The following is a 17,907-nucleotide window of genomic DNA, read 5'->3' on the forward strand; positions in this document are numbered from 1 at the left end:
CTTGAAGTCGAAAAAACAAGCAAAGAGGTCACAATGAAAGGTTCAATGTGCCCTTGAAGTCGAAAAAACAAGCAAAGAGGTCACAATGAAAGGTTCAATGTGCCCTTGAAGTCGAAAAAACAAGCAAAGAGGTCACAATGAAAGGTTCAATGTGACCTTGAAGTCGAAAAAACAAGCAAGGAGGTCACATTGAAAGGTTCAATGTGCCCTTGAAGTCGAAAAAACAAGCAAGGAGGTCACATTGAAAGTTCCAACGTGCCCTTGTAGTTGAAAAAACAAACTGGGAATTCACATTAAAAACTTATTACAACCGCTATGAACAAACATAGTTTAATGATAAATAACACGAAATTCCTGAGTCTAACTTAAAAAAATCAATTATTTTTATAGGGTGGAAAAACATAATACGAATACCTACCATGATGACGGACCGTTAAATATTTCATCAGAATTCTTCTGACTGCCTTCTTAGAAATTTGTAAATTACACCACTCCTGCACAATCTTTTGCTTCGGAAAAAGAATTCTTAAGTCCCCAACGCTTCGCATAATTGCAGATTCGAGCCCCTCAGTGTATCCGCATACCTTACATATCATTTCCTTATCACCAACATTTTTCATAAATGAGCAGTATGATTTACAAGTGACTCCTTTTTTTAGTTGCTTAAATTCAAAATATGGCAGTTTCTTATATGGATTTACTTTTACATGATCCTTCACTATTTGTTCCGCTAATTTAAAGTGGTGGTCATTCAGTTTTGATGGTATGGATTTTAGTTGATTCATAAAGCGATTGACTTGCGTTGGATGAACAATAGATTGATGGCGAGGGGCTTCGTATAAGGTAAACTCGGGGTTAATAAAGATGAGGAATTCTTTTACCGGAAAATTAATATCTAGATCCTGGAGGTAACGCCTGAATAAGGATATGCATCTCGAAACTTGAGTTAGTGGACTTTGTATTTCTTTACCCGTTGCAACCGAATACCATCTTTGCTCCTTGATAAAATAGTCACCTTCATAATTTTTTACATCGCAGAGGTAAATGTTGTTTTGAAAAAATAGCAGCGTATCAATTTGGAAAAATGTGTTGTTTTTTTCAAGGAGGATGTCGTTCACTACGAGGAAGTTACCAGGCAGATTACATAATAAAGAGTTGAAATTTTTCTCGCCTTCATTGCCTTTTTCGAGGTTTAAATAATGTAGCTTTTCTTTAGGATTCAAAATCATACGGCTATTCAAAATCCTGTATTCCTTTAATTCCAATGGTTCAACAAGATGTTTAATAATAAACATAATCCACATCCTTTATTAAAAAGTGCTTTCAATACAATAATAGGAAAGATTATCTACTTATTCAAGCGGCACAGAAAGTTCTAGGATATTTCCTTTAACTTTTATCATAGTAATCTATTAAGAGGATTTTTTATCTTGACTGAATGCTCATTCACTATATAATTGAAGGTAATAAAAGTTCGGAAAAAGCCAGAAGGGAGTGCGGACTATGGAAATATTATTTTGGATCAATTGGCTTGCGTTTTTACTTGTAACCGCTTACGCCATTTCTCTATTTGTATATGTCGTTAGAACTCGGATTACGTATATTAAACTCGGAAAAAAAGCAGAGTTTGATAATAATGTGAAGGTGCGGCTAAGCAATATTTGGACGAATGTATTTGGCCAGAAAAAACTGTTAAAAGATAAAAAGAGCGGTTTGATTCATGTAATGTTTTTTTATGGATTTATCCTTGTTCAATTTGGTGCGATTGATTTCATTTGGAAAGGTCTTGCACCAGGTTCTCACCTTCCTCTTGGTCCTCTTTACCCAGGTTTTAAATTTTTCCAAGAAATTGTCACTCTCATGATTTTAGTCGCGGTTGTTTGGGCTTTTTACAGGCGTTATATTGAAAAATTATCCCGGTTAAAACGTGGATTTTATGCCGGCATTGTTTTGCTTTTTATCGGCGGTCTTATGCTTTCAGTCTTGCTCGGAAACGGTATGTCGCTTATATGGCATGAAGAATCTCTCACATGGACAGAGCCAGTTGCAGCGAGTATTGCCGCTCTTTTCGCTTGGATGGGACCGGTAACCGCGGCTGTTGTATTTTATATTTCCTGGTGGATCCATTTACTTCTTTTACTCGCCTTTTTGGTGTATGTCCCACAATCAAAGCATGCTCATTTAATTGCGGGTCCCGCCAATGTGTATATGGAACCGCTTGATGGTGGCAAGAAACTAGCGCCGATTGATTTTGAAGACGAAACACAGGAAAGCTACGGTGTTGGGAAGATTAATGAATTTACCAATCTCCAGCTTGTCGATTTATATGCGTGTGTAGAATGTGGTCGCTGTACAAATATGTGCCCTGCTTCAGGAACGGGAAAAATGCTCTCTCCTATGCATATTATGACAAAATTGCGCGATCACCTCACAAACTATGGTGCAGCTGTCACGCAAAAACAACCGTGGGTTCCAACTTTTGCCTTTGCCGGAACGGTCGGGAACCAACTTGCAAAAGCTGCTAAAGGTCAAGGCGTGGAAGAAGCCGCTGCTGCCGTAAACTATGAACCTAGCATGATCGGCGAAATCATCACGGAAGAAGAATTATGGGCTTGTACGACATGCCGCAATTGTGAAGACCAATGCCCGGTTATGAATAAACATGTTAGTCACATTATTGATATGCGTCGTTATCTTGTTCTGACAGAAGGGAAAATGGATCCCGACGCACAGCGCGCGATGCAAAACATAGAAAGACAGGGAAATCCATGGGGGCTCAACCGGAAGGAAAAAGAAAACTGGCGTGATGTGCGCGAGGATGTATTTGTTCCGACTGTAAAAGAATTGAAAAAAGCAAAAGAGGACTTCGAATATTTATTTTGGGTCGGGTCAATGGGTGCATTTGATAATCGCAGTCAAAAAATCGCACTATCCTTTGCGAAGCTGTTAAATGAAGCAGGCGTTTCATTTGCCATTCTCGGTAATAAAGAAAAAAATTCTGGTGATACGCCGCGCCGCCTTGGAAATGAATTTTTATTCCAAGAACTTGCAACTGCTAATATTGCGGAGTTTGAGAAAAATGACGTGAAGAAAATCGTAACGATCGACCCGCACGCATATAATATTTTTAAAAATGAGTATCCCGATTTTGGATTCAAAGCGGAAGTGTATCATCATACCGAGCTTCTTGACCAATTAGTAAAAGAAGGGCGTTTGCAGCCGCGACATGCGGTCAATGAAAAAATAACCTTCCATGACTCATGCTATTTAGGACGGTATAACGAAGTGTATGATCCACCGAGAGAAATCCTGAAATCCATCCCCGGGGTGACGCTTGTGGAAATCGAGCGCAACCGTGAAAATGCGATGTGCTGCGGAGCGGGCGGAGGATTGATGTGGATGGAAGAGGATGCAGATAAGCGTGTGAATGTGGCAAGAACAGAACAAGCCCTTGCCGTTAATCCATCGATCATCAGCTCTGGATGCCCATATTGTTTGACGATGCTTTCTGATGGGACGAAAGCGAAGGAAGTAGAGGACACGATAAAAACGTATGATGTAGCAGAATTACTGGAAAAAGCAATTTTTGGAGAAGAAGCAGAACTAGTTTCATAGCACATAAGCGCTTCAATTTTATTTGAAGCGCTTATGTTAAAAATGTAAATTGAGCGAGCGTTCAGTCGAAAGGATTGTAAGCGTTTACCATTTTTTTTAAAAAGGAGAATGATCCATGCCGAAAACAGTCATTCTAGCTGGTGCACGTACCCCTTTTGGGAAACTTGGAGGAGCTCTTAGTTCATTAACTGCTTCTGAACTTGGGGGTATTGCTGTAAAAGAAGCGTTGATGAGAGCGGATATTCAGCCAGAGGAGGTACAGGAAGTTATATTAGGGACAGTTTTACAAGGTGGACAGGGACAACTGCCATCACGACAGGCTGCCCGAAACGCTGGAATCCCTTGGAATGTCAAAACAGAAACAATCAATAAAGTATGTGCCTCTGGAATGAGGGCAGTTACACTTGCCGACCAAATCATTCGTTTAGGGGACGAAGAGCTAATCGTAGCAGGCGGAATGGAATCAATGTCCAATGCCCCTTATATGTTGCAGAACGCAAGATGGGGCTACAAAATGGGCGATGCGGCATTAGTCGACTTACTTACTCATGATGGTCTCACTTGTTCGTTCGCTGGGGTCCACATGGGAACGTACGGAAATCAAACCGCAAGAGAGTTCGAGATTACGAGAGAAGAACAAGATGAATGGGCTTTTAGAAGCCATGAAAGAGCAGTAAAAGCGATGGAGTCTGGGAAGCTAGCAGAGGAAATCGTCGACATCCTAATTCCACAAAGAAAAGGCGATCCGATCGTTATAAAAGATGACGAGGCACCGCGTAAGGACACGACATTAGAAAAATTAGCAAAGCTAAAACCTGTTTTCGGTAATGATGGAACGATTACTGCAGGGAATGCCCCTGGAGTTAATGACGGTGCGGCTGCACTCGTATTAATGAGTGATGAACGTGCCCAAAAAGAAGGGAAGCAGCCACTTGCCTATATTCTTGGGACTGCGGAAATAGCGGTAGAAGCAAAGGATTTTCCGCAAACACCCGGACTTGTCATCAATGAACTTTTAAAAAGATGCGGAAAAACAATTGCGGAAATTGATCTTTTTGAAATCAATGAAGCCTTTGCAGCTGTTGCCCTTACGAGTAATAAAATCGCAGGTCTCCCCCCTGAAAAGGTGAATGTGAACGGCGGGGCGGTCGCACTTGGGCATCCAATCGGAGCAAGTGGAGCGAGAATTATTTTAACATTAGCATATGAATTGAGAAGACGCGGCGGCGGTCTCGGTATCGCATCGATTTGTTCAGGAGGGGGTCAAGGTGATGCCATCTTAATCGAAGTGCCAAAGGCGGTGGAGTCTTAATATGGATATCAAAACAGTAATGGTCGTTGGTGCGGGGCAAATGGGTTCAGGGATTGCCCATGTATGTGCAGCTGCTGGATATAACGTATTTTTGAATGACTTATCAGTAGCTCTAGTTGAAAAAGGTCTTGACGGAATTGAGAGAAATCTAAATCGGCAAGTAGCGAAAGAAAGGATGACAGAATTAGAGAAAGCTAACTCGATGGAAAGGCTAAGTCCTTCCATTGATTTAAACGATGCGGAAAACATAGATATCGTCATTGAAGCTGCAACCGAAAATATGGAAATAAAAAAGTCCATTTTCACTAAGTTGGACGAAATTGCACCGCAACACGCGATTCTTGCCTCCAATACGTCCTCACTTCCGATTACGGAAATCGCGGCAGCTACAACTCGACCGGAAAAAGTCATTGGCATGCATTTTATGAACCCAGTTCCGGTTATGAAACTAGTAGAAATTATCCGCGGACTTGCGACGGAGGATCATGTATATGAAACGGTTGAAAAAATGGCGAAAACGCTAGGCAAAGTTCCGATCGAAGTCAATGACTTTCCAGGTTTCGTTTCAAATCGTGTCCTCATGCCTATGATCAATGAGGCGATCTATACTCTTTATGAAGGTGTAGCAACAAAAGAAGCGATTGATGAAGTCATGAAGCTCGGGATGAACCATCCGATGGGACCACTTACACTTGCTGATTTTATCGGCTTAGATACTTGCCTCTATATTATGGAAACCTTGCACAAAGGCTTTGGCGACGATAAATATCGTCCGTGTCCACTTTTAAGAAAATACGTAAAGGCAGGTTGGCTTGGTAAAAAAACTGGGCGGGGTTTTTACGAATACGGCTAATTCCTTATTCAAGGAGGTCTACAATGAGATTTCAATTTACTGAAGAGCAGCTAATGATGAGGAATATGGTTCGTGATTTTGCAGAAAAAGAAATTGCTCCTTATGTGGAAAAAATGGAGACAGGTGAATTTCCACGTAAGGTTTTGAAGAAGATGGGGCCTCTTGGATTAATGGGAATCACCATACCTGAAAAATATGGCGGTTCGGAAATGGACTTTACCTCCTATATTATCGCCATTCATGAAATATCAAAGATTAGTGCAACGCTTGGAGTAATTTTATCCGTCCACACGTCAGTCGGTACAAACCCGATCGTTTACTTTGGAACAGAGGAACAAAAACAAAGATATGTAACAAAACTTGCGAGCGGAGAATATTTAGGTGCTTTTTCCCTAACAGAACCTAATGCAGGATCCGATGCCGCGAATATAAAAACGCGTGCAACCCGAGTCGATGAGTACTATAAGTTAAATGGAACAAAAGCCTTTGTTTCGAATGGCGGCGAAGCTGATACTTATATTGTGTTTGCGGTAACAGATCCTGGCGCAGGAAGTAGAGGAATATCGGCGTTTATCGTGGAAAAGAATACACCCGGATTAATAATCGGGAAAGACGAGAAAAAAATGGGTCTCCACGGTTCGAGAACGGTTCAATTAACGTTTGAGGATGCGCTCGTTCCGATTACAAACATACTTGGTAAAGAAGGAGAAGGCTTTAAAATTGCCCTTTCCAATTTAAATATTGGCCGGATTGGCATCGCTGCTCAAGCCCTCGGGATTGCAGAAGCGGCATTTGATGCAGCGGTAAAATATGCTGGCGAACGTAAACAATTCGGAAAGCCGATCCGAGAGCAGCAAGGAATCGCCTTTAAGCTCTCCAATATGGCGACAGCTGTTGAAAGTTCACGCCTACTTGTATACCAGGCAGCCGACTTGTGGGGAAGAGGTGTTCCATGTGGGAAAGAAGCTTCAATGGCCAAACTATTCGCATCAAAAACAGTAGTAGAAGTGGCAACAGAAGCCATACAAGTATTTGGCGGGTACGGCTATACAGAGGACTACTCGGTCGAACGCTATTTCCGCGATGCCAAAATCACCGAAATTTACGAAGGTACAAGCGAAATCCAGCGTATCGTCATCGCTAAACATCTACTAAAATAGCATTTGCTAATGGAAAGAGCAGAATTTCATCAATTAACTAGAAAGTTCCATCAATCCTAATCGGCATTTCACCAATAAACAAGAAAGTCACACCAATTCAGCTCGGAGTTTCACCAATAAACAAGAAAGTCTCATCAATTCAACTTAGAATCCAACCAATAAACAAGAACAGTTCACCAATTCAATTTCCAAGTTTCCAAAATGAAAGTCCTGCAATCGAGGAGGGGAAAAGATGAATTTTCGACTAAGTGAAGAGCATGAAATGATTCGGAAGATGGTTCGGGATTTTGCTGAAAACGAAGTAGCGCCGACCGCAGCGGAAAGAGATGAAGAAGAACGTTTTGATATGGATCTATTTGAAAAAATGGCGGAGCTTGGATTGACGGGGATTCCTTGGCCGGAGGAATATGGGGGAATTGGGAGTGATTATTTGGCATATTGTATCTCAGTTGAAGAGCTTTCAAGAGTCTGCGCATCTACAGGCGTGACACTTTCCGCCCACACATCCCTTGCTGGCTGGCCCTTATATAAATTTGGAACGGAAGAACAGAAACAGAAATACTTGAGGCCAATGGCAGAAGGGACAAAAATTGGAGCTTACGGTCTCACTGAGCCTGGGTCAGGATCTGACGCGGGCGGAATGAAAACAGCAGCCCGCCTTGACGGCAACCATTATATATTAAATGGATCGAAAATCTTCATCACAAATGGCGGTATTGCAGACATTTATATTGTTTTCGCCTTAACGAATCCGAATGATAAACGGAGTACGACTGCCTTTATCATTGAAAAGGATTTCGAAGGCTTCTCTGTCGGAAAAAAAGAGAAGAAGCTAGGCATTCGTTCATCTCCAACTACAGAAATTATTTTCCAAGACTGCAAGGTCCCTGTCCAAAATGTCCTCGGTGAAGTAGGGCAAGGCTTTAAAATGGCAATGATGACACTGGATGGCGGGAGAAATGGAATTGCAGCCCAAGCAGTCGGGATTGCTCAAGGTGCGTTGGATGCAGCGGTCGCCTACGCAAAAGAACGAAAGCAATTCGGAAAACCAATCGTTGAAAATCAAGGAATCGCCTTCAAGCTTGCAGATATGGCTACATCCATTGAGGCATCCCGCCTTCTCACCTATCAAGCAGCATGGCTGGAATCAGCGGGTCTTCCATATGGTAAGGAATCCGCTATGTCAAAGCTAATGGCAGGGGATACAGCAATGAAAGTAACGACAGAAGCAGTCCAAATTTTTGGTGGATACGGATATACGAAGGACTACCCAGTAGAGCGATACATGCGTGATGCAAAAATCACACAAATCTATGAAGGCACTCAAGAAATCCAGCGACTTGTGATTTCTCGGATGCTGACGAGATTGTAAACCGCATTTCTAAAAGAAAGTAGGTGAAAAGGGAAGTGGAGCAAAAACGAGAGGTCCATGCGTCGGTAAAAGATGAAAACCTTATTAAAAAACGCCGTGACCAAATGATTCATGGTGCAGTCTCCCTTTTTAAAGAAAAGGGGTTCCATCGTACAACGACGAGGGAAATTGCGAAAGCGTCCGGGTTTAGTATCGGAACTTTATATGAATATATTAGAACGAAAGAAGATGTTCTCTATCTTGTGTGCGACAGTATTTATGATGAAGTGAGTGAACGTTTAAGCAGCATCGACCTTGAAAAAGGAACGCTCGAGAGCTTAAAACTTGGCATTAGCCATTATTTTAAATTAATTGACGATATGCAGGACGAGGTGCTCGTCATGTACCAAGAGGCGAAGGCATTGTCCCATGAAGCGCTTCCCTATGTTTTGAAGAAAGAGCTGGAAATGGTAACGATGTTTGAGCGGTTAATCAATTGCTGTGTGGAAAATGGTGAGTTGGATATTGGAAAGGACCAGCAACATTTGCTCGCCCATAATATCTTCGTTCAAGGGCAAATGTGGGGCTTCCGCCGCTGGGCTTTTAAAAAAATATATTCGATCGAGGACTATATTTCACTCCAAATTGACTTACTCTTTTCAGGGGTCCAAGGCTACCAAATGAAACAGGAGGGGTAACCGTGACAACGAACGTATACAAACCGAAGAATCATATTCGATTTATAACGGCATCCAGTTTATTTGATGGCCATGACGCTTCCATCAATATTATGAGAAGAATTTTACAGGCGAGTGGAGCCGAAGTAATTCACCTTGGCCACAATCGTTCTGTACGAGAAGTCGTCAATGCGGCTATCCAGGAGGATGTTCAAGGCATCGCGATTTCATCTTATCAAGGTGGTCATGTCGAATATTTTAAATATATGCGTGATTTACTCATAGAAAAAGGTGCCCCACATATTCGAATTTACGGCGGCGGAGGCGGGGTCATCATCCCTAGAGAAATTAAAGAACTCCACGATTATGGAATCGCGAGGATTTTTTCACCGGATGATGGACGAACTCACGGACTGCAAGGCATGATCAATCTAATGCTAGAGGAATGTGACGTGGATATTCCCATCCAATCACTTGAAGATGAAATTGAAAAACTGCTCCAAGGTATTTTACAAGCGGCAGCTAAATTAATTACGATGGCAGAAAACGATCAAGCATCTCTCGCAAGCATTTTACGGAAATTAGACGTAAAAAAAGCTCCGGTCCTCGGCATTACCGGTACGGGTGGTGCAGGTAAAAGCTCGCTCACCGATGAATTGGTCCGCCGGTTTATCAATGAATTTCCCAATAAAAAGGTAGCAATATTATCCGTCGACCCGACTAAGCAAAAAACTGGTGGGGCTCTATTAGGAGATCGGATTAGGATGAATGCTATCTTTTCACCGAATGTGTATATGAGAAGTTTAGCAACGCGCGGTTCGAAAAGTGAGATTTCCGATTGTCTCGAGGATGCCATTCAAATTGTGAAAGCAGCAGGCGTTGATCTCGTTGTTGTAGAAACGAGTGGGATTGGTCAAGGGGATGCCGAAATAAGCCATATTAGTGATCTTTCCATGTATGTCATGACGAGTGAGTTCGGTGCACCTTCCCAGCTTGAGAAGATTGACATGATTGACTATGCCGATCTTATTGTCATTAATAAATTTGAACGAAAAGGCTCAGAGGATGCGAGAAATCAAGTGCGAAAGCAATACCAGCGCAGCCATATGCTCTTCAGTGAACAGCTCGACACGATGCCGGTATACGGTACAATTGCAAGTCAATTTAATGATTCTGGAACGAATGCATTATTCGCAGACCTGATCAAAATGATCAATGAAAAAGCCGGTACAGATTGGACTTTTACAGCGGCAAATACTGAAGCCCCAAAAAAAAGAGATGTCATCATTCCAATCAACCGCCAGCATTACTTACGTGAAATTGTTGAAACCGTCCGCAAGTACCATAAACAAACGGAAAATCAAGTCAAACTTGCCCGCCAGCTTTTTCAGCTTGAAGGGACAATGGCAATTGCAAAAGATAATGAGGCAGAGCCGCCTGTCGTTGCAACGCTCGAAAATTTACGCGAAAAAATAATTACTCAATTAACTCCCGTTTCAAGAAAAATAATAAATGAATGGCAGTCAACAAAGGAAAAATATGCAGCCGACCAATTTACGTCAAACATTCGAAATCGCGAAATCATAACACAATTAAAAGTTAACACATTATCTGGCCTCTCCATCCCGAAAGTAGCCCTCCCAAAGTTTGAAGATTATGGTGAAATTTTAAGATGGGCATATAAGGAAAATGTTCCCGGTTCCTTTCCATTTACAGCTGGCGTTTTTCCTTTTAAACGACAAGGTGAGGACCCGAAGCGTCAATTTGCTGGAGAAGGAACTCCTGAACGAACGAATCGACGTTTTCATTATTTATCAAAGGACGACGAAGCAAAGAGACTGAGTACAGCATTCGATTCAGTCACATTATACGGAGAAGATCCTGATTATCGCCCTGATATTTACGGAAAAATAGGGGAAAGCGGCGTCAGTATTTGCACACTGGATGATATGAAAAAATTGTATGCAGGCTTCGACCTCTGTTCTAAGACAACATCAGTTTCGATGACAATCAATGGACCGGCTCCGATTATTTTAGCGATGTTCCTCAATACTGCCATTGCCCAGCAAATTGGCATGAAAACTACAGAACTAGGAAGGGAATTAACGGAAGAAGAACATACTGAAGTAAAAATGAGAACTTTGGAGACCGTAAGAGGTACAGTTCAGGCAGATATTTTAAAAGAAGACCAAGGGCAAAACACGTGCATTTTTTCAACGGAATTCGCTTTGCGGATGATGGGGGATATTCAGCAATACTTCATCGATCATAAAATCCGAAATTATTACTCCGTTTCGATTTCTGGGTATCATATCGCTGAAGCAGGAGCCAATCCTATTTCCCAGCTAGCATTTACGCTAGCCAATGGATTCACGTATGTCGAGTACTATTTGAGCCGCGGGATGGATATCAATGATTTTGCTCCGAATCTATCGTTCTTTTTCTCAAATGGGCTTGATCCCGAGTATACCGTGATTGGCAGGGTGGCGAGAAGGATATGGGCGACGGTTATGCGGGATAAATATGGTGCTGACGAACGCAGTCAAAAGTTAAAATACCATATTCAAACATCCGGACGCTCTCTTCATGCCCAAGAAATTGATTTCAATGACATCCGCACAACATTGCAAGCATTAATGGCCCTTCAAGACAACTGCAATTCGCTCCATACAAATGCGTATGATGAGGCGATTACAACTCCGACAGAAGAATCGGTTCGCCGGGCAATGGCCATTCAGATGATTATTACGAAGGAGTATGGCTTATCGAAAAATGAAAACCCACTCCAAGGTTCATTCATTATTGAAGAGCTGACAGACCTTGTCGAGGAATCGGTTTTACAAGAATTTGAGCGAATAAACGACCGCGGCGGAGTATTAGGTGCAATGGAAACCCAGTACCAACGAGGAAAGATCCAAGAAGAATCGATGTATTATGAAATGCTGAAGCATTCAGGGAAACTGCCGATCATTGGGGTCAATACGTATGTAAATCCACATCCACCAACTGAAGAAGAAATGAATAATATTCAGCTCGCCCGTGCTGCACAGGAAGAAAAAGAAACTCAAATTCACAACTTAAAGTCTTTCCATCAAAAAAATAAAAATAAGATTGAAAATGCCCTAATAAGCTTAAAAGAAACAGCCGTAAATGGAGGAAATATCTTTTCTGAACTAATGGAAACGACAAAAGTAGCCAGCCTTGGACAAATCACAAATGCCCTTTATGAAGTCGGTGGCAAGTACCGTAGAAATATGTAAAAAAGATTTTTGGAATAAAACATATAATTATTGGCGAAAACAGTGGCATAATAGAAAACAATTTGTTTATAATGGTGAGTATGGATTTTTGATTTATGGGTGAAGGGATGTGCGTTTTTTTGAATTTAATGCAATTGTCCAAAGAAGAGAGAGAAGAACTGTCTTTTATTGAAATAGCTGAACAAATTTTTGATGAGAGAAGAGAAGCGATTTCATTTAAGGATCTTGTAGATGAAATTGCAAACTATCTAGAATTACCAGAACAAGAGAAAACTACGCGAATGCTGCAATTTTATACAGATTTGAATGTGGATGGCCGTTTTTTAACACTTGGCGAAAATCGTTGGGGGTTGCGCGAGTGGTATCCAATTGATCAGATCGATGAAGAAGTGATCGCACCTGTAAAACCGAAGAAGAAGAAAAAAGCTAAAAAGGTTTTAGATGATGAAGATCTAGAGCTTGAAGATGAAGATCTTGACTTCGACCTCGATGAAGAAGAAGATTTTGATGAGACAGATGATTTGGAAGAAGAGGATGAAGAAGAGGAAGAAAGTCTTGAAGTCCTTCGCGAAGAAGAAGAAGAAGAATTTGAAGATGATGAAATAATTGAAGATGATTATGAAATAGAAGAGGAAGAAGAGGAAATTGATTTAGAAGATGAAGATGTCGATCTAGATGAAGAAGAGGAAGAGGAAGAAGAGGAAGAAGAATAATCCCTCTTGACTTACCTTCAGTGAATATGTAGAATTTTATTTGGGCTCCTTGAAAAAGGACGAAGAATAATGATTTCACGCTCCCTTACTTATGTGTGGGGGCTTTTTTTATTTAGTCGAATTCGATACGAAAAAATAACTAAGATATCACCTACAACCGCAATTTTTACAGAACATAGAATATTATCATCAAGAGATGGACTTGAAAATAAGCCACGATTATACAACTATGTTTATGTGATCAAAGCGGATATAATGGGTCATGTATCTTTGCTTTACCAACGCTGGGGTGTTAATCGGATAAAATGAATCCCGAGTATTGCCATCATTGGCTGGGTAATCGTTTTTTACATCTTATTACAACTGTTTTTCAAGAACTTTTGAAAAAGTATATTAAAAATGCAATTAAAATGATTTGACTATCTAAGGTGAAAATGTGGCTTTGATAGCCAATATAGATGTAATGTTAGCTAGTAGGAAAATGAGTTTTCCGATAAAGATACTATTAAAGAGTTCTTTCGTGCAAAGAGGGAACTATAGCGTATCATACAAAGAATAGGGAATTTGTTATTCACATTCGAAAGCGAGCGGAAGAAAGATGAAAAAAGTTGGATTTGATTCAGAGAAATACTTGAAAGAACAATCTTCCTATATCCTTGAACGGGTACAACACTATGATAAGCTTTACTTGGAGTTCGGCGGCAAATTAATCGGCGATAAACATGCCAAGCGTGTTTTACCGGGATTTGATGAAGATGCAAAGATGAAGTTGTTGGCAACACTGAAGGAAAAAGCGGAGATTATTATCTGTGTGTATGCAAGTGACATTGAACGGAACAAAATACGCGAAGATTATGGCATTACTTATGACCAAGATGTTTTGCGCTTGATTGATGAATATCGCGGATACGGCATATCTGTTAACAGTGTCTTGATTACACGTTACCAAGAGCAGCCGAATGCTAAAGTATTCATGGCGAAGCTGGAACGGAACGGTATCAACGTTTACACTCATCGCGCTATTGAAGGTTACCCGACGAATGTGGAAGCGATCTTCGGCGAAGGAGGATTTGCAAAGAACCCCTATATTGAAACGTCAAAGCCGATCATAGTGGTAACAGGGCCAGGTCCGGCAAGCGGAAAACTTGCGACTTGTTTAAATCAAATGTACCACGAACATGAACTAGGAAATAAAATAGGCTACGCAAAGTTTGAAACTTTTCCCGTATGGAACTTACCATTGAAGCATCCGGTGAATATTGCTTATGAAGCCGCTACTGTGGATTTGAAAGACGTGAATATGATCGACAACTACCACTATGAAGCTTATGGAAAAGTGGCGGTCAATTACAATCGCGATATCGAAACGTTCCCAGTCATCAAACGGATTATTGAAAAAATCACGGGTAAAGAATCTGTTTATCAATCGCCGACCGATATGGGTGTCAATCGCCTTAAGTCGGGTATCATAGATGATCAAGTCGTACGAGAAGCTGCAAAGCAAGAAATCATTCGGCGCAGTTTCGCTGTAGAAAACGACTATAAAAAAGGATTGGCAGATGAAGATACTCTTCGTCGTATGCAAGTGATTTTGGAAGAAAGCAACTTGAAAAAAGAAGATCGGGTACCCGTATTGCCAGCACGCAACTATGCAATCACGGTGCAGGATAGGATCGGCAGCACGAATCTCCAAGCAGTGATTGCGATCGAACTGCCAAACGGCGAAATCATTACTGGTCGAACCACAAAACTAATGGATGCTTCGGCAGCGGCGATTCTGAATGGGTTGAAGTTATTGTCTAATATAGCGGATGAAATTGATCTTTTAACACCGATGATTTTGCAAACCATCCAGCATTTAAAAATCGATGATTTAAACAGTAGAGTACCAACATTAAGTGCAAACGAATTGTTGATTGCATTGGCAATCAGTGCCGTCACCAATCCTACTGCTCAGCTTGCTTATCAGCAACTCCCGAATTTAAAAGCCTCACAAGCTCATTCTACGGTCATTTTGAACAGAGAAAACGAACAGACCCTGAAAAAACTTGGCATCGATATCACCAATGACCCGGTATACCCGACAGAGAATCTGTATTATAATTAATAATTGAGGGAACAACAACTTATAACTTCCTCCAGGTTCGTGGAAGCGTCTTTGTATAAACAATAATGAGAAAAGCGGAAGCGCCTTGTTCATCGACGTACAAACTTTAGGGCCGCAGGCGAGATATAGGAAACACGGTGAGGCACTAGCAAGTGAAATTGGTATATCAAATTTCACCTAATGTTGACTTATAGCAAAAGAATAGGACAGGAAGTTGCAGTCTATAAGCGCTGGAGCTAGACATATAAAAAGGACCGGTGAAAGAAAACCGGTCCTTTACTCATTCATATTCCTCTAAAATATCCTCTATCGAAAACTTCAATGAAAAATAAATATACAGTGCTGCCATTAATGACGGAAAGCCGACTCTACTCCCATCTTCTGTTGGAAGCAATGGCTTGACTAAACACGTTTGAATAAAAACATCTGCCAAATTAGCAAGACTGTTGCCTTGAGGCTTATTGTCACCGGCAATAACGACAAACGGAATATTTTTTTCGACAAGATTTTCACTAAGCAGCAGCGCCCCTTCGTCATCTGCGAAACGGGTGACCAACAATACTCTATCTGCGTTTGTTAACTTTTCGGCTGACTCAAATGGAAAAGCGCTTTTTAAAGGTTCTGCTCCTTCAAGTGCTTCTAATACGACACCTTCCATTTCTTTGAACCCTTTTATATAAATGCTGCCCTCTCCTACAGGAGCCTGCGCCAACAACCTTGCACCATCTTCAATATTCAATTCTTCTTTATCAAATATTCGTTTGAATAAACCCGCCAACTGGGTAGTAAACATTTTCTGCACGTTAATACACTCCTCTTGAGAATTGCGAAAGCGCTGTAGTTAGACAAAGAATTGCGAAAAATCCTTGCTCCAGCACTAAGGTGAAACATTCTTAGTAAAACATATTGCCATTTTCAACATATGTCAATTTTGGTCGCATTTTTTTAGGAGGATAAAAGGATAGCCGTGGAGAAAAAGTAAGTATGGTTTATTAATTCAAGTTAAGTAAGAAATAATAATTACAAATCCATCTTAATACCCTATGCATTTTTTTAATTGTTCGTTATAATGAAACAAAGAGGGGGATCAAATGAAGGAGAAAATTTTGATTGTCGATGACCAGTTTGGGATACGCATATTATTGAATGAAATTTTACAAAAAGAAGGCTATCAAGTTTTCCAAGCAGCAAATGGTTTACAAGCTCTTGCAATTGCAAAAAAGCACACTCTTGATCTTGTATTACTCGATATGAAAATACCCGGGATGGATGGATTAGAAATTCTTCAGCAATTGAAAAAAATTAGCCCTGACATACGTGTAATTATTATGACGGCATATGGGGAACTTGAAAAGATTGAAGCTGCAAAAAAATTAGGTGCATTGGCACATTTTTCCAAACCATTCGACATTGTCGAGCTTCGTCAAACAATTAGATCATACATACCAGTGAAATTAGATACATAGATAACGAAATGCGAAAGCGAGCCTGTCCAGCGACGTACAGCTGAACATAATTTCAAATTCCTCTGATAAAAAACATTTTCATTGTTGGTAAACATTTGTTTAATTTGATATGATGAAAATGAAAAATGTCCCTGTCCTATAAGAAAAGCGGAAGCGCCTTGCTCATCGACGTACAGACCCGCAGGATGCGGGTCCGTCGACGAAGACATAAGGACGTGGCGATTTTAGTCGACGTTCTTCTTTCGGCCTTCGACTGAGATAAAGGAAACACGATGAGCCTGTAAGGCGAATCTGGCTTCCTTATCGTAGGGAGAAGGACAGGAAGTTTGCTAGTCGATAGGCGCTAAAGCTAGACATTAAACTAAGGCAGGATCAAACATGCACAACAGTGCGCAGTTTAACTCAGAGGAGGAAGAAGAATGCCTTTAGTTTCCATGACCGAAATGCTTAATAAAGCGAAAGAAGAAAAGTATGCGGTCGGTCAATTTAACTTGAATAACCTTGAGTTTACTCAAGCCATTTTACAAGCGGCAGAAGAAGAAAAGTCCCCTGTTATACTTGGTGTATCAGAAGGTGCAGCACGCTATATGGGCGGCTTCAAATTTGTCGTGAAAATGGTTGAAACCTTAATGGAAGAATACGGTACAACTGTACCTGTAGCTATCCATTTGGATCACGGTTCTAGCTATGAAGCTTGTGCAAAAGCAATTTATGCAGGCTTTACATCTGTTATGATTGACGGATCTCATTACCCACTTGAAGAAAACATCGAGTTGACAAAGAAAGTTGTCGAACTTGCACATTTCTTCGGTGTTTCTGTTGAAGCGGAACTTGGTCGAATTGGCGGTCAAGAAGATGATTTATCTGTAGATGATGCAGATGCAGCTTATGCGATTCCAGAAGAATGTGATCGACTTGTTCGTGAAACAGGTGTAGATTGCTTCGCTCCTGCTCTAGGTTCCGTTCACGGACCTTATAAAGGAGAGCCAAATCTTGGATTCGATCGTATGGAAGAAGTCATGAACTTAACTGGAGTTCCACTCGTGCTCCACGGCGGGACAGGCATTCCAACAAAAGATATCCAACGTGCAATTTCACTAGGAACTGCGAAAATCAACGTGAATACTGAAAACCAAATTTCATCTGCTGCACGTGTGCGTGAAGTATTAGAGGCTGATCCAAATATGTACGATCCACGTAAATATTTAGGACCTGCACGCGACGCCATTAAAGAAACAGTTAGAGGCAAAATGCGTGAATTTGGTTCATCAGAAAAAGCTTAAAAACTATGAGAAACCGTCCAGTAACATTGGGCGGTTTCTATACAATAAATATATATAGATACAGACTAAATAACTGCCCCCAAACATTTTCCGCACTTACAATAAAATCC

The 17,907-nt window shown here is 41.0% G+C and carries 13 protein-coding genes; 11 read left to right on the forward strand and 2 right to left on the reverse strand.

The features are described from left to right. Nucleotides 1-374 precede the first annotated feature (374 nt). On the reverse strand, nucleotides 375-1,295 hold the full coding sequence (locus tag NQ185_RS06715) for a nuclease-related domain-containing protein (protein WP_257580831.1): 921 nt from the start codon (nucleotides 1,293-1,295) through the stop codon (nucleotides 375-377). A gap of 208 nt (nucleotides 1,296-1,503) precedes the next feature. Between NQ185_RS06715 and NQ185_RS06720 the strand changes: the two genes are divergently transcribed. From NQ185_RS06720 to NQ185_RS06760, 9 genes are all read left to right on the forward strand, one after another. Then, nucleotides 1,504-3,615, forward strand: a complete 2,112-nt coding sequence (locus tag NQ185_RS06720) for a 4Fe-4S dicluster domain-containing protein (protein WP_257580832.1) — start codon at nucleotides 1,504-1,506, stop codon at nucleotides 3,613-3,615. Between the two features lie 115 nt (nucleotides 3,616-3,730). Continuing rightward, entirely contained in the window at nucleotides 3,731-4,927 is a 1,197-nt protein-coding gene (locus NQ185_RS06725) for an acetyl-CoA C-acetyltransferase (protein ID WP_257580833.1), read from the forward strand. A gap of 1 nt (nucleotide 4,928) precedes the next feature. Further along, entirely contained in the window at nucleotides 4,929-5,780 is an 852-nt protein-coding gene (locus NQ185_RS06730; RefSeq protein ID WP_257580835.1) for a 3-hydroxybutyryl-CoA dehydrogenase, read from the forward strand. Nucleotides 5,781-5,803: 23 nt separating this feature from the next. Then, nucleotides 5,804-6,940 (forward strand): acyl-CoA dehydrogenase, encoded by a 1,137-nt coding sequence (locus NQ185_RS06735; RefSeq protein ID WP_257580836.1) that lies wholly within the window; start codon nucleotides 5,804-5,806, stop codon nucleotides 6,938-6,940. Nucleotides 6,941-7,172: 232 nt separating this feature from the next. Then, nucleotides 7,173-8,312, forward strand: a complete 1,140-nt coding sequence (locus tag NQ185_RS06740; protein WP_257580837.1) for an acyl-CoA dehydrogenase — start codon at nucleotides 7,173-7,175, stop codon at nucleotides 8,310-8,312. Between the two features lie 35 nt (nucleotides 8,313-8,347). Beyond that, a complete protein-coding gene (locus NQ185_RS06745; protein ID WP_257580838.1) occupies nucleotides 8,348-8,989 on the forward strand; it encodes a TetR/AcrR family transcriptional regulator in 642 nt (213 codons plus the stop codon). Between the two features lie 2 nt (nucleotides 8,990-8,991). Then, complete coding sequence (gene icmF, locus NQ185_RS06750; protein ID WP_257580839.1) at nucleotides 8,992-12,228, forward strand: fused isobutyryl-CoA mutase/GTPase IcmF; 3,237 nt, start codon at nucleotides 8,992-8,994, stop codon at nucleotides 12,226-12,228. 128 nt (nucleotides 12,229-12,356) lie between these two features. Then, on the forward strand, nucleotides 12,357-12,941 hold the full coding sequence (rpoE, locus tag NQ185_RS06755) for a DNA-directed RNA polymerase subunit delta (RefSeq protein ID WP_307000371.1): 585 nt from the start codon (nucleotides 12,357-12,359) through the stop codon (nucleotides 12,939-12,941). Nucleotides 12,942-13,539: 598 nt separating this feature from the next. Next, nucleotides 13,540-15,048, forward strand: coding sequence for a DUF1846 domain-containing protein (locus NQ185_RS06760; RefSeq protein WP_257580841.1), 1,509 nt, complete (start codon nucleotides 13,540-13,542; stop codon nucleotides 15,046-15,048). 280 nt (nucleotides 15,049-15,328) lie between these two features. Here the strand turns inward: NQ185_RS06760 and NQ185_RS06765 are convergent, their stop codons facing one another. Beyond that, entirely contained in the window at nucleotides 15,329-15,841 is a 513-nt protein-coding gene (locus NQ185_RS06765; RefSeq protein WP_307000375.1) for a DUF2529 domain-containing protein, read from the reverse strand. 298 nt (nucleotides 15,842-16,139) lie between these two features. Here NQ185_RS06765 and NQ185_RS06770 point away from each other — a divergent pair, with 298 nt between their 5' ends. Both NQ185_RS06770 and fba read left to right on the forward strand, forming a co-directional pair. Then, nucleotides 16,140-16,514: a response regulator gene (locus NQ185_RS06770; RefSeq protein ID WP_257580843.1), complete on the forward strand. Its 375-nt coding sequence runs from the start codon at nucleotides 16,140-16,142 to the stop codon at nucleotides 16,512-16,514. A 419-nt stretch (nucleotides 16,515-16,933) separates the two neighbouring features. Beyond that, a complete protein-coding gene (fba, locus tag NQ185_RS06775; protein WP_257580844.1) occupies nucleotides 16,934-17,797 on the forward strand; it encodes a class II fructose-1,6-bisphosphate aldolase in 864 nt (287 codons plus the stop codon). Nucleotides 17,798-17,907: the final 110 nt, after the last annotated feature.

Source organism: Lederbergia panacisoli, from assembly GCF_024626525.1.
Taxonomy (GTDB): domain Bacteria; phylum Bacillota; class Bacilli; order Bacillales; family Bacillaceae_C; genus Lederbergia; species Lederbergia panacisoli.